The organism is Acidovorax sp. GW821-FHT09A11 (assembly GCF_059418365.1).
Genome location: NZ_JBWKPS010000011.1, coordinates 137,057 through 150,330, shown reverse-complemented (window position 1 = coordinate 150,330; position 13,274 = coordinate 137,057). Strand labels below are relative to the sequence as shown.

The 13,274-nt window shown below is 69.2% G+C and carries 13 protein-coding genes and 1 other RNA gene; 4 read left to right on the top strand and 10 right to left on the bottom strand.

Annotated features, from left to right (window positions below; translation table 11 throughout):
- The 3 genes from AC07PV_RS22110 to AC07PV_RS22100 form a co-directional block, all read right to left on the bottom strand.
- A partial coding sequence (locus tag AC07PV_RS22110; RefSeq protein ID WP_494616564.1) for an efflux RND transporter periplasmic adaptor subunit occupies positions 1–1,201 on the bottom strand: 1,201 nt, incomplete at its 3' end.
- 178 nt (positions 1,202–1,379) lie between these two features.
- Positions 1,380–1,829, bottom strand: coding sequence for a ribonuclease HI (gene rnhA / locus AC07PV_RS22105; protein WP_218297643.1), 450 nt, complete (start codon positions 1,827–1,829; stop codon positions 1,380–1,382).
- Positions 1,826–2,695 (bottom strand): class I SAM-dependent methyltransferase, encoded by an 870-nt coding sequence (locus AC07PV_RS22100; RefSeq protein WP_218297644.1) that lies wholly within the window; start codon positions 2,693–2,695, stop codon positions 1,826–1,828. The genes rnhA and AC07PV_RS22100 overlap by 4 nt, the downstream gene beginning before the upstream one ends.
- Here AC07PV_RS22100 and gloB point away from each other — a divergent pair.
- Both gloB and AC07PV_RS22090 read left to right on the top strand, forming a co-directional pair.
- Positions 2,694–3,470: a hydroxyacylglutathione hydrolase gene (gene gloB, locus AC07PV_RS22095; protein WP_494631332.1), complete on the top strand. Its 777-nt coding sequence runs from the start codon at positions 2,694–2,696 to the stop codon at positions 3,468–3,470. The genes AC07PV_RS22100 and gloB overlap by 2 nt on opposite strands.
- Positions 3,467–4,993 carry a transglycosylase SLT domain-containing protein gene (locus tag AC07PV_RS22090; RefSeq protein WP_218297646.1) on the top strand — a complete coding sequence of 509 codons (1,527 nt, stop codon included), beginning with the start codon at positions 3,467–3,469 and terminating at the stop codon, positions 4,991–4,993. The genes gloB and AC07PV_RS22090 overlap by 4 nt, the downstream gene beginning before the upstream one ends.
- A gap of 39 nt (positions 4,994–5,032) precedes the next feature.
- Here the strand turns inward: AC07PV_RS22090 and AC07PV_RS22085 are convergent, their stop codons facing one another.
- The 6 genes from AC07PV_RS22085 to dnaX all read right to left on the bottom strand — a co-directional run bounded on the left by AC07PV_RS22085 (position 5,033) and on the right by dnaX (position 10,401).
- The gene (locus AC07PV_RS22085; protein WP_218297647.1) at positions 5,033–5,185 is read right to left on the bottom strand and encodes a DUF3096 domain-containing protein; all 153 of its coding nucleotides are present in this window, start codon (positions 5,183–5,185) and stop codon (positions 5,033–5,035) included.
- A 193-nt stretch (positions 5,186–5,378) separates the two neighbouring features.
- On the bottom strand, positions 5,379–6,431 hold the full coding sequence (locus AC07PV_RS22080) for an ABC transporter substrate-binding protein (protein WP_218297648.1): 1,053 nt from the start codon (positions 6,429–6,431) through the stop codon (positions 5,379–5,381).
- 171 nt (positions 6,432–6,602) lie between these two features.
- Entirely contained in the window at positions 6,603–7,028 is a 426-nt protein-coding gene (locus tag AC07PV_RS22075) for an MAPEG family protein (protein ID WP_218297649.1), read from the bottom strand.
- A gap of 100 nt (positions 7,029–7,128) precedes the next feature.
- A complete protein-coding gene (gene recR / locus AC07PV_RS22070; protein WP_218297650.1) occupies positions 7,129–7,719 on the bottom strand; it encodes a recombination mediator RecR in 591 nt (196 codons plus the stop codon).
- A 153-nt stretch (positions 7,720–7,872) separates the two neighbouring features.
- Positions 7,873–8,205, bottom strand: a complete 333-nt coding sequence (locus tag AC07PV_RS22065; RefSeq protein ID WP_010457931.1) for a YbaB/EbfC family nucleoid-associated protein — start codon at positions 8,203–8,205, stop codon at positions 7,873–7,875.
- A gap of 228 nt (positions 8,206–8,433) precedes the next feature.
- Entirely contained in the window at positions 8,434–10,401 is a 1,968-nt protein-coding gene (dnaX, locus tag AC07PV_RS22060) for a DNA polymerase III subunit gamma/tau (protein ID WP_218297651.1), read from the bottom strand.
- 229 nt (positions 10,402–10,630) lie between these two features.
- Between dnaX and ffs the strand changes: the two genes are divergently transcribed.
- Positions 10,631–10,727, top strand: an RNA gene (gene ffs / locus AC07PV_RS22055) — signal recognition particle sRNA small type.
- Between the two features lie 248 nt (positions 10,728–10,975).
- Positions 10,976–11,731, top strand: coding sequence for a hypothetical protein (locus AC07PV_RS22050; protein WP_494631329.1), 756 nt, complete (start codon positions 10,976–10,978; stop codon positions 11,729–11,731).
- 146 nt (positions 11,732–11,877) lie between these two features.
- On the opposite strand, the gene AC07PV_RS22045 is transcribed toward AC07PV_RS22050, so the two are convergent.
- On the bottom strand, positions 11,878–13,233 hold the full coding sequence (locus AC07PV_RS22045) for a TIGR03862 family flavoprotein (RefSeq protein WP_494631327.1): 1,356 nt from the start codon (positions 13,231–13,233) through the stop codon (positions 11,878–11,880).
- Positions 13,234–13,274: the final 41 nt, after the last annotated feature.

Below are 13,274 nucleotides of genomic sequence, written 5' to 3'. Positions count from 1 at the left end.
GTGCCGGGGCATCGGCCAGCGCCGCGGGCGCCGCCGAAGCGGGCTGCGCCGCGCCGGTGGCCGGCTTGCCCAGTTCCACCACGCGCACCACGGTGCCGTCCTTCTGGATGCGCTGCTGCCCTGCGGTCACCACCAGGTCACCCGTGGCAAGGCCGTCCACCACTTCCACAAACCCCGGCGTGCGCACGCCCAGCTTGACCGGCGTGCGCCGCGTGACCCGGCTGCCGGGCTCCTTGCCCTCGACGATCCTGAGCACGTAGGGGCTGGTGCCGTCCGGCACGACAGCCTCTTCCGGGATGACCCGGGCGTCGGCGCGCTCCGAAAACACCGCCGTCACCCGGGCAAACATGCCAGGGCGCAGCTGCAGGCGGCGGTTGTCGATGCATCCGCGCACCGCCACGGCCCGGCCGTCGGCATCGATCTGGGGGTTGATGGCCTGCACCACGGCGGCATAGCGCACGCCCGGCAGCGCGTCGAACGCCACCTGGGCGGTCTGGCCCGTGCGGATCTTGCCTTGCAGGCGCTCGGGCAGGCGGAAGTCCACGTACACGGCATCCAGGTCTTCCACGTTGACGATGTCGGCGCCATCCTTGAGGTAGTCGCCCACGTTCACGCCCCGGATGCCCGCAATGCCGTCGAACGGCGCCACGATCTTCAGGCGCGAGGCCGTGGCCTGCGCCAGGGAGAGCTTGGCCTGGGCCACCTCCAGGTTCGCGGCGCTTTCGTCCACGGACCGCTGGCTGATGAAGCCCTGGGCCACGAGCTCCTGGTTGCGCTTGTGGTTGGCCCGGGCAATCGACAGTTCGGCCTGGCCCTGCTGGACCTGGGCACGCGGCAACTGGTCGTCGAACTGCACCAGCACCTGCCCGCGCCGCACGCGCTCGCCGTCCCGGAAATTGAGCTGGGTGATGCGCCCGCTCACCTCGGGGCGCAGCACCACGCTCTGGCGCGAACGCAGGCTGCCCACGGCCTCGGCGTCATCGCGCATGGCCATCTGCCGGACGGCCACCGCCTCGACCGCCACCGGCCGGCCGGCCCCACCCGGGGCGCCGCCCCGGGCGGGTGCGCCATTGCCACCGCCGGCCAGGGCCGCCTCGGTGCGCGGGGCCTGCACGGATTTCTTCTGCAGCCACCATGCGGCACCGGAGGCTGCAGCGATGCCGATGACGGCGAAAACGATGTATCTGTGCTTGGACGCCATGGATCAATGAAACCGGGTGAAGTGGGAAAGCGCAACCAAAGAATGTATCAGTGCGTGTCTTGACCTGCAGCAACTCGCGGCTTGACCCCAAGGTCAATTGCGGCAGTTTTACGCAGGCTTTACACAAGGCGCGCACAAAAAAGGCTCCCGAAGGAGCCTTGACTGGCGAAGAGCGCCGTCACGCGCGGCCCAGGGCCTTGTCCACGCCGCGGTTGGCCAGCGCGTCCGCGCGCTCGTTGCCCGGATCGCCAGAATGCCCCTTCACCCATCGCCACTCGATGCGATGCCCGCCTGTGCTCACCAGCGCATCCAGGCGCTGCCACAGCTCGACGTTCTTGACGGGCTGCTTGGAGGCGGTGCGCCAGCCCCGGGCCTTCCAGCCATGAATCCATTCGGTGATGCCCTTGCGCACATATTCGCTGTCCAGGTACAGCGTCACGGCGCAGGGCCGCTTCAAGGCGGAGAGCGCCTCGATCACGGCCAACAGCTCCATGCGGTTGTTGGTGGTGCCCAGCTCGCCGCCAAAAATCTCCTTCTCCGTCGGGCCGGAACGGAGCACGGCGCCCCATCCCCCCGGACCCGGGTTGCCCTTGCAGGCGCCATCTGTGTATATCTCTACCTGGTTCAAACTGTGTTCCTGTCTCTTTCGGCGGCCGTGATGGCCCGGGAGGTGCGCGCGGGCGTACCCGCCGCGTGTGCGCGGTTGGCGATGGGCACCGTGGCGGCGGACCGCTGGCGGCTGGTGCGCCAGGCGGGCTCCAGCAAGCGCATGCCATGCACCCGCTTGACCGCCACGATGAAATAGGCGGCGCCAAAAATGGGCCACCATTTCTCACCCAGCCCATCCATGAAGCCAAAGCGCTCCAGCCACCGGGTGGTGCGCACCGCTGGACGATAACAGCCAAAACGGGCGGATTCGACCTCGAAACTCAAAAGCCTGAGCCAGTCGCGCAACCGCCGGTAGCCAATGAACTCGCCCACGTCGGGCAGGTACAGCGTGCCATTGCCCATGCGCTGGTACATGCGTGCGCGCCACTGGCGCAGCCCCCACAGGCTCGTGGGGTTCAGCCCGCTGATGACCACGCGGCCCTCGGGCACCAGCACCCGCTCCACCTCGCGCAGGGCGGCGTGGGGGTCGACACTCAGCTCCAGCGTATGGGGCAGGACCAGCAGGTCCAGGCTGGCCTGCGCGAACGGCAGGGCCACGGGCTCGGCGAGCAGGTTGACCATGCGGCACTGCAGGGGTGCGTCCACGCCACTGCCCGCCTCCAGAAAGCCCAGGGAGCCCTGGACGCCCTCCTGGCCCAGGGCCAGCCACTGGTGCGGCATGCGGTTGGCGCGCAGGCCGTCAAGCAGGGGCATGCCAAGCTGCAGGCTGTGGTATCCAAAAATATCCGCCACCGCCTCGTCGAAGCGCGCCTGCTCCCACGCCAGCAGGTACCGGCCCGGCGGGGAATCGAACCAGTGGTGCAAACCTATAATTTGATCGCTCATGAACTTGCTGCCGCTGCCCGCCTTTACCGACAACTACATCTGGATGCTGCACAACGGCCGCCAGGCGCTCGTCGTCGACCCGGGGGATTCCGCGCCCGTGCTGCAGGCACTGCAGCAACTGGACCTGCAGTTGCAGGCCATTCTAGTCACGCACCACCACGCCGATCATGTCGGTGGCGTCGATGCCGTGCGCGACGCCACCGGCGCCACGGTGTATGGCCCCGCGCGGGAGCAGATCCCCGGGCCCCTGCACCGCCTCGCGCAGGGCGATACGGTGGACGCGCTGGGGCTGCGCTTCGAGGTCATCGACGTTCCGGGCCACACCGCCGGCCACATCGCCTACTACTGCCCCCGCATCAACGGTGAGCCCCTGCTGTTCTGCGGCGACACGCTTTTTTCCGGCGGCTGCGGCCGGCTGTTCGAGGGCACGCCGGCCCAGATGCTGGACTCCCTGGACCAGCTGGCGGCCTTGCCCGGCAACACCCGCGTGTGCTGCACGCACGAGTACACCCTGTCCAACCTGAAATTCGCACGGGCCGTGGAACCCGGCAACGATGCGCTGCTCCACTACAGCAGCCAGTGCGAGGCGCTGCGGGCACGCCACCAGCCCACGCTGCCTTCGCACATGGCCCTGGAGCGAGACATCAACCCCTTCCTGCGTGTGCGCCAGCCCGCGGTGGCCCAGGCCGCCCGAGGCTACGACGCGCAGGTGAATCAAGACGATGCAGTGGCGGTACTGGCCGCGCTGCGCCAATGGAAAAACGAGTTTCGATGAAAATTTTGCACATCGCCTGCCTGGCCTGCGCGCTCTGGCTCACGGGCTGCGCCACCACCGCGCCATCGCAGGACAGCGCAGCCGGCACCGCCCCTTCATCCTCCACCGGCGCTGCGCCCCGCACCGCCTCCCACACCCCCGTCATTCCCAACGGACCGCTGCGCCCCATCACGGCGGCGCAGGCGGCCAGCGGCGAGGTCGCATCGCTCTCCACCCCCGCCGACCTGTGGGACCGCATCCGCCGGGGCTTCGCGATGCCCGACCTGCAGCACGAACTGGTGCAGGACCGCGAGCAGTGGTACGCCACGCGCCCCGACTACATGCAGCGCATGACCGAGCGTTCGAGCAAGTACCTGTTCCACATCGTCGAGGAGCTGGAGCGGCGCGGCATGCCCACCGAGCTGGCCCTGCTGCCCTACATCGAGAGCGCGTTCAACCCCCAGGCCGTCTCCAGCGCCAAGGCGGCTGGCATGTGGCAGTTCATGCCCGCCACGGGCAACTACTTCGATCTCAAGCAGAACGCGTTCCGCGATGACCGCCGCGATGTGCTCGCCTCCACGCGCGCCGCGCTCGACTACCTGCAAAAGCTCCATGGCATGTTTGGCGACTGGCACCTGGCCCTGGCCGCCTACAACTGGGGCGAAGGCAGCGTGGGCCGGGCCATCGCCCGCAACCAGAAGCAGGGGCTGGGCACCACGTACACCGACCTCAACATGCCGGCCGAAACCCGCATGTACGTGCCCAAGCTGCAGGCCGTCAAGAACATCGTTGCCCACCCCGAGGCCTTCCGCACCGAGTTGCCGCTCATCGAGAACCACCCCTACTTCCAGACGGTGGACATCACGCACGACATCGACGTGGCCCTGGTTGCCACGCTGGCGGGCGTGCGCGAGGAGGACTTCCGGGCGCTGAACCCCTCCTTCAACAAGCCGGTGATCCTGGCGGCCGGCACGCCGCAGATCCTGCTGCCCTGGGACAACGCCAAGGTGTTCCAGCGCAACCTCGAAGCCCGCCGCGAAGGGCAGTACGCGAGCTGGACCGTGTGGTCCGTGCCCTCCACCATGACGGTGGCCGAAGCGGCGCAGCGCGCGGGCATGAGCGAGAACGACCTGCGCAGCGTCAACAACATACCGCCCCGCATGCTGATCAAGGCGGGCTCGGCCCTCATGGTTCCGCGCTCGTCGGCCATCCGCCAGGACGTGTCGTCCCACCTGGCGGACAACGGGCAGGTCGCTTTCTCTCCGGAGATCGTCACCCGCCGCACCACCGTGCGGGCGGGCAAGGGCGAAACCGTGGCGAGCATCGCCCGCCGCTACAAGCTCGCGGCGGCCAGTGTCGCGGACTGGAACGATGTGCGCGCGACGGCCGCCTTCAAGGCAGGCCAGCAGGTCGTGGTGTATCTGCCGGTGCGGCAGGCCAGCCAGGCACGGGGCACGGTGGCGCGGGCGGGCACCGCCGCCAAGCGGCCGGCGGCCGCGCCGTCGCGCCGGGGCGGCACGCCCTCCAAGGTCAAGCGCCGCTGAAAAGCCCCTGAAAGGGCAGCGCGGACAGAGGCGCCCGCCTCAGAACTTCAGCGTGTGCATGCCCAGCAGCCCCAGGATGCCCATGATGATGAGGTACAGCGCCACGATGGTGCTGAGCAGGCGGGGCATGACCAGGATGAGGATGCCCGCGATCAGGGAGACAAGCGGGCCGATGCTGAGGGTGAACGTCATGGAGCGATCCTTGGTGGAGGGGTGAGTGGTATGCCGAGGCTACGGCCAACCGAGCGCCGACGAATGTAAGCCATCTTCCCGACCCGGATGCCGCAGGCGCCACACGGAATGGGCGGCCTCACTTCATGTCTCCAGCGCCCCGCCCCACGGCAACGGCCGCCGCAAAGCGCCTCCGAGAGGCGCCGCCGCACGTTCAGACGCTGAATTTCTGGCGCGCCTTGCGCACGAAGTCGTTGGTGTAGGTGCGCGCCAGCTCCACCTTGAAATCCCCCAGCTCGGGGTGCACGCGCGCCAGCACGCGCAGCGCCGTGGCCGCGCCGTCGTCGGGCATCACCCCGTTGGGCGAGTAGGTTTCCCGCACGCGGCTGAAGGCGGCCAGGTACAGCCCCCGGTCGCCCATCAGGTAGCCCGCGGGCACGGCCTTGACAAGGTCGGCAGGGGCCGCGGTCTGCAGCCACTTGAGGGCGTGCACGATGCCGTTGGCCAGCGCCTGGGCCTGGGCGGCGTTCTTTTGCAGGAAGGCCTGCGGCGCGTAGAGGCAGCTGGCGGGCATCGCGCCGCCGAACATCTCCTGCGCGGCCTTGAGCGAGCGCATGTCGGCCGTGATGCGGGTGTCCGCCTTCTGCTCCAGCAGCGTCATGATCGGGTCGGCATGGCACAGCGCATGCACCTGGCCGGAGCGCAGCGCATTCATCGCGGCCGTGCCGGAGCCCACGCCGACAAAGGCCACATCGCGCGGGCCCAGGCCCGCGCGCGCCAGCACCAGGCTGGCCGCCAGGTGCGTGGACGACCCCGCGGACGACACCCCGATGCGCCGCCCCTGCAGGTCGCCGAGATCCTTGTAGGCCGGCAGCGACCGCAGCGAGACCCCCAGTGCCAGCTGGGGCGCGCGCCCCTGCACCACCAGCGACCGGAACGCCTGGCCCCGCACCTGCTGGCGGATGGTGTGCTCGAAGGCGCCGGCACAGACATCGGCCGCGCCCTCCTGCACCGCCTGCAGCGCCAGCGCGCCGGCCGAGAAATCGCGCACCGTCACGTCCAGCCCCTCGGCGCGGAAATAGCCCAGCTGGACAGCGAGCGCCAGCGGCAGGTGGTAGAGCACGCCCTGCCCGCCCACGGCGATCGTGACATTGCCCAGTGCCGCGCCTTCAGCCTGTGCCCGCACGGCGGCCGGCGCGAACACCGCGGCCGCCGACAGGGCGGACACGGCACCAAAGGCGCGGCGGGTGAGCAAGGGGCGGGTCATGGCAATCCGGAAAAGTATCGATGCTGCATTGCAACAATCGTGCCGCAGAGCGGGCCAGCCCGCATCAGGGGGATTCCCAGCGGGTTTCTACTTACCAGGGTCGAAAAACAGGGGCGGCGGCCCCGGGCGAACCGGCCGTCCTGGCCCTTTGCAAGCCAGGCGCGGCGCGGGTCAGCGGTAGCCGACGAACAGGATGGCGATGTTGACCAGAAACGCCCCGGCCCAGATCGCGCTGCGCACGGTGGGCATGTCGGAAACGTACATCATGATGTAGAAGATGCGCAACATGACATACAAAAATGCCAGGATGTCCAGCAATGTCTGCCCCGCCCCCAGCAGGTGCGCAATGATCACGGCGCCGATGAAGAACGGCAGTGCCTCGAAGCTGTTGGCCTGCGCCGCATTGGCGCGGGCCCGCCAGTCGGTCTGACGGGCCATCCAGGCGCGGGGGTCCCGGTTGTCGAAACCCCCGTCCTTGCGCGGCTTGCCGAAGCTGCCGCTCTTGGCCAGCCAGGCACAGGCGATGGGAAGCAGTGCCGCGATCAGCACGCACCAGTAGGCCACTGTGAACCGTGCAACATGCATGGTGGTATTCATTTTCAAGCCTTTTCGGGCCCCAGCGCTTTATAGATAAGCGCTGGCAGCTATTAAATTGTGAGTATTCTAGCCGCCGTGGCGCCCTTTTTCCACGCAGGGCCTAGCGGCGGTCCACCAGCGCATGCGCAATCGTGCCCAGGTCCACATATTCCAGTTCGCTGCCCACGGGCACGCCGCGCGCCAGCCGCGTCACGTGCAGCCCCCGGCTCTTGAGCGCCTCGCTGATCACATGGGCCGTGGCCTCGCCTTCGGCATTGAAATTGGTCGCCAGGATGACCTCCTGCACCGTGCCATCGGTGGCGCGGCCCATGAGTTTCTGCAGGCCGATCTCCTTGGGGCCGATGCCGTCGAGCGGGCTCAGGCGCCCCATGAGCACGAAGTACAGCCCCTTGAATGCCCCCGTGCGCTCCAGCGCCGCCTGGTCGGCCGGCGTCTCCACCACGCACAGCCGCGTGGCGTCGCGCGCAGGGTCCAGGCAGGTGCCGCACACCTCGGCCTCGGTGAACGTATGGCAGCGCGCGCAATGGTGCACGGTGCCCACCGCCTCGCCCAGCGCCCGCGCCAGCGCCAGCGCCCCCTCCCGGTCATGCTGCAGCAGATGGAACGCCATGCGCTGCGCAGACTTCACCCCCACCCCCGGCAACCGGCGCAGCGCCTGGATCAAGACATCAAGGGAATCGGAAGCAGACATGCAGGTATTGGTTTTCAAAAACTCCGCCCTCAAGGGCGTAGCGAGCGGGATCAGCTGCCAGGCGGCCGGAGCGCAGGAACCGCAGCGTACTTCCTGTACGTGAGGATTGCGAGCACCGCCCAACGACGCAGATGGCCCGCTCGGCAGCCAGCCTCAGAAGGGGAATTTCATGCCGCCGGGGAGGCCTGGCATGCCTTGCGTCAGCTTGCCCATCTTCTCCGCCGAAGTCTCCTCCGCCTTGCGCACCGCCGCATTGAACGCCGCAGCCACGAGGTCTTCCAGCATGTCCTTGTCTTCGGCCAGCAGGCTCGGGTCGATGGTGATGCGCTTGACGTCGTGCTTGCAGGTCATCAGCACCTTCACCAGGCCGGCACCCGATTCACCTTCCACCTCGATGAAGGCCAGCTCGTCCTGCGCCTTCTTGAGGTTGTCCTGCATCGCCTGGGCTTGCTTCATGAGACCGGCGAGTTGTCCTTTGTTGAACATGGTGTGTTTCCTTTGCTTCTTTCTGGTTGATCGATTCCCACGAAGGGACAGAGATTCGGTATCCGAGATGCACGGTATTGTGCTGTGCAATGTCAGCGGCCGTCGAAACTGGCACACCCCAATCCAGTGCACTCGTGGAGCTGGCCGTGCCAGGCCACCGAGTGCGTCCGCCTCCCGCGAAGCGAGAGAGGGGGAAGGCGCCGAAGGCGACTCAGGGGGAGCTTCATCTCACGCAGGCTTGATGCTGCCCGGCACGATTCTCGCGCCGTAGTCGCGCATCAGCGATTGCACATAGGGGTCGTTGTTCACGATCTCTTCGGCGCGGCGCTGGCGCTCGGCAGCGGCGGCCGCATTGCGGCGGGCCGGGCTGTCGATGACATTGCCCACCTCCACACTGATCTGGGTGGCGTGCCCCGCGGCCTCCAGCGCGGCGCGCAGGCGCTCGCGGGCGGTGGGCTGATTGAGCGACTCGCGCTCCACGCGCAGCAGCCAGTGGCCACCGTCGCGCGCCACCAGCTGCGACTGCAGGGCCAGCTCACGCACCAGAGCGGTGATCGATTCCGCAGCCACCATCTGCTGCACGGTGGCATGCCAGACATCGCCCTCCTCGGTGGGCGTGTAGCGCGCGGAAACAGGCGCGGGGGCCGAAAGCGGCAGCGGTTGCAGCCGCTCCCCGGGTTCGGGCGTCTCGCGCACCGGAATCGCTACGAATTCAGGAGCACCTTGCGCTTGCGGGGACTGCGCTGGGGGCCGATTTCGCTCAAACCGATCGGACGTGCGCACCGGCAGCGCGGTGGCGGCCGAGGGGGCAGGCGCCGCGGCGCCCGGCTCGTCCGAGCCCGGCCAGGGAGGTGGCTCGGAGGCATCGGCGGATTCTGGTGAAGGGGCGTCTTGCGCCAACGCCGGGGCCACGGCGGGCTCCGGCGAAGCCGCCGGCACCTGGGGAGGTGGCGCGGCGGCCAGGGCCGGGGCAACCACGGGTGCCGGCATGGCGGCATCCGCCGCCGCGGGCACCGCGGAAACCGCCGGTGGCGGGCCAGAAGACGCCGCTTCAGGCCGCGTCAGAGTTTTTTTTTCAGCCGTTTCGCCCGAAGGCTTGAACGCCAGCAAGCGCAGCAGCACCATGGTCAGCGCCGCATACTCATCGGGCGCCAGGCCCAGTTCGCCGCGCCCGTGCAGGCACAGGCTGTAAAGCAGCTGGGTTTCGTCGGCGGGCATCAGGCCGGCAAGCCGGGCCGTTTCCACCGCCTCGGGGTCGTCGGCATCCACGGCAGCCGCCATCTGCGGCACGGCCTGGAACACGGCCATGCGCTGCAGCACGGCGCTCATCTCTTCCAGCGTGGAAGCGGCAGACAGGCCATTGAGGCGCAGCGTGTCCGAGGTTTCCACCACCGTCTTGCCATCGCCCCGGGCCAGCGCGTCGATGAGGCGAAACACGTAGGAGCGGTCCACCGCGCCCAGCATCTGGCGCACGGCGGCCTCCTGCAGCTGGCCGCTGCCAAAGGCGATGGCCTGGTCGGTGAGCGACAGCGCATCGCGCATGGAGCCACGCGCCGCGCGCGAGAGCAGGCGCAGCGCCGGGGGCTCGGCCGGCACGTTCTCCGACGCCAGCACCTGCGTGAGGTGCGACAGCACGGTCTCCGGCGCCATGGGGCGCAGGTTGAACTGCAGGCAGCGCGAAAGGACGGTGACCGGCACCTTCTGCGGGTCGGTCGTGGCGAGCACGAACTTGAGGTACTCGGGCGGCTCTTCCAGCGTCTTGAGCATGGCGTTGAACGCCGTGTTCGTGAGCATGTGCACTTCGTCGATCATGAAGACCTTGAAGCGGCCCTGCACCGGCTTGTAGACGGCCTGTTCCAGCAGGCTCTGCACCTCGTCCACGCCCCGGTTGGAGGCCGCGTCGAGCTCGGTGTAGTCCGGAAACCGGCCACTGTCGATATCGGTGCAGGCCGCGCACACGCCACACGGCGTGGCGGTGATGCCGCCCTGCCCATCGGGCCCCTGGCAGTTGAGGGACTTGGCCAGGATGCGCGACACCGTCGTCTTGCCCACGCCCCGCGTCCCGGTGAACAGGTAGGCATGGTGCAGCCGCTGCTGGGTGAGCGCGTTGGTCAAGGCCTGCACCACGTGCTCCTGCCCCACCATTTCGGTGAAATTGCGGGGGCGGTACTTGCGGGCGAGCACGAGATAGGACATGGGGGGTGATTCTAGGGCCCATGGCGTACCGGGTCTGGGTGCCGCGGCCCGCCATCCGCGAAAGCCCTGCGCCGCCCGGCACCGGCTCGCGCGCCCACGCCAGGGACGCCGCCCAGGGGCCGCCCCTGGCGTGGGCAACGCCGCGCTGGCGTCGTCGCCCTTTGCAATTGCAGGCCATTCGAGAGGAGTAAAAAAATGGCGTCCTGTTCAGGAGGTAGAATCCCACCCTGACGGGCCTCCCCGCATGGTGAAGCGGCCAACCGGGTCAGGTGGGGAACCAAGCAGCCCTAACTGTGGAATCAGTGCCGGGGGTAAGGCTCGTCAACTTCTCTTTTCTTGCCTGCGCGGCGTGCCCGCGAGCGGCATTCCTGGCGCGGTGTTGGCGCGCATCCCTCCCCCACCCCGTTCGCCTTCGTGGCATGCGCTGGCTGCCTCCAGCGCGCACAGGCACGCGGCGCGAGCGCATGTCAGTCCTTTCCCACGCTGTTTTGCGGCTTTCGGGATTGCGCCGCCCCGGGCGGCAGGCGCACACTTTGTTGCATCGCTTCATCCTTTCTTTTCATCGGGTGCCGCCATGTCAACCCCCCTGACTGCGCAAGTGATTTTTTCCTTCCGTTACCGGCGCGCCTTGCCGGCGCGTGCGCGCCGGCCGCAAGCCCTGGCCCGCATGCTGCCGGCGCGCCCGGTGGTAGGCTGGCTGTGCCTGGCCGTCGCGGGCGCGGCCTGGGGAGCCGACTCCCAGTTCGCCGACGAGGCGCGGGCCAGCCTGGAGCAGGAAACGGCCCGCCTTTCCGCCGCGTATGAGGTCCACAGCGTCGAGCTGCCCAGCATGGGCGAGACGTCCCCGCCATGGGCCACCTTGGGGGCGGCCCAGCCGGGCAGCAGCTTCAACAGCACGCAGCACATCGGCGTGACGCGCTGGCTCACGCCCGAAACGTCCGATAGCGGGGGCCGATTCGGGCTGTCGCTGGGCATGAGCGCGCCGGCACCCTCGGCCGCTGGCGCCCCCCTGGCGGGCGGCGCCCTGCCCCCCGCCAGCCTGGACCTCGGGGTTCGCTGGCGGTCCCGCCTGGACAGCGGGCGCCATCTGGACATTTCCGCCTGGACACGTCCTCTCCCGGCAGGCCAGCCCCAGGACGCGATGGGCATGATCTGGCAGTCGCAGCCGCCGATGTATGGAACCCGGGTGGAGGTGCAATGGGCCTCCTCCCGCACCCGGGGGCTGGTGCCCGAGTTTGGCGCCATCGGCGTGCAGCTGCAGGGCGGATCGCGCCTGGTGCTGCGGGCGCGCAAGGGCGGCCCGATGCTGTATTACCGCGCCAAGTTTTGAGCCCCCCTGAGCCCCCTGAGCCGCCTGCGGCGTCTGCCCCCCGGGGGGAGTCCTCCGGTGGACCGGCGCAGCCGGATCCACGGTGGCGGCGTGTCAGTTTTGAACGCCGAAGGGAACTTCCATCTGGATGAAGGAGCCGCCGAAAGCTACACCCCGCGTTGGCGAATCCAGTCCAGCGCGCCGTGCCCGGCCACGCGACCACTCGCCAGACAAGCCGTGAGCAGGTAGCCGCCGGTGGGGGCTTCCCAGTCGAGCATCTCCCCCGCGCAGAACACGCCGGGCGCGGCGGCGGCCATGAGGCGGGCATCGAGCGCGTCAAAAGCCACGCCGCCCGCGGTGCTGATGGCCTCGTCCAGCGGCCGCGCGGCGACCACCGTGACGGGCAGCGCCTTGATCGCGTGGGCCAGCGCCACGGGGTCGTTCATCCCGTCCTTGCCCAGGTGCTCGTACAGGATGCCGGCCTTGATGCCGTCCAGCCCCAGGCGGCTCTTGAGATGGCTGGACAGCGAGCGCGACCCGCGTGGATGGCGCACCTCCACCAGCACGCGTTCGGGCGTGTGGTCGGGCAGCAGATCCAGGTGAAAAGTGGCATGGCCGTGGGCCTCGATCTCGTCGCGCAGCAGGTGCGATGCGGCATAGACCAGGCTGCCCTCCACGCCCGTGGCCGTGGCCACGAACTCGCCCCGGCGGCTGAAGGCGCGGCCCTGGCTGTCGGTGAACGCCAATGCCACCGTCTTGAACGGCTGGCCCGCGAACCGCCCGGCGAAGTGGGGCGTCCAGCCCGTGGCGGGAGCAGATGTGCGGCCGATGAGCTCCTGCAGGAACGCGCGGCGCGTCTCGCCCGCAGGCACATCGCCACGAAGCACGTCGAAACCGCAGTTGGCGGGGCGCAGCGGCGCCACGGCAAGCCCACGCCCGGCCAGCAGGGGCACCCAGGCGCCGTCCGAGCCGAGGCGCGCCCAGCTGCCGCCCCCGAGCGCCAGCACCACGGCGCGCGCCTGCACCCGCTCCTCGCCCGACGGCGCGGCGAAGCGCAGCGCGCCATCGTCCGCCCAGCCCAGCCAGCGGCGGCGCATGTGGAACACCACGCCCTGCCCCCGCAGGCGCTGCAGCCAGGCGCGCAGCAGCGGGGCGGCCTTCATGTCGGCCGGAAAGACCCGGCCCGAGGTGCCCACGAAGGTCTCCACCCCCAGCCCCTGCGCCCAGGCGCGGATCTCGGGCCCGCCCCACGCGGTGAGCCAGGGCTCGACCTGCGGCTGGCGCTCCGCAAACCGGGCGGCGAACGGCGCATGGGGTTCGGAATGCGTGAGGTTCAGCCCCCCCTTGCCCGCCAGCAGGAACTTGCGCCCCACCGAGGGCATGGCGTCGAACAGATGCACCGCCACGCCCGCCTGCGCCAGCACTTCGGCGGCCATGAGCCCGGCGGGGCCTCCGCCCACGATGGCGACGTCGCAGTGCAGGCCGGCCACGTCGTCGGGGGCGGGAGGAAGGGAAACATTCATGGGGAAAACCTTTGGATGGGAGGCCGGCAATCGGGAAAAAA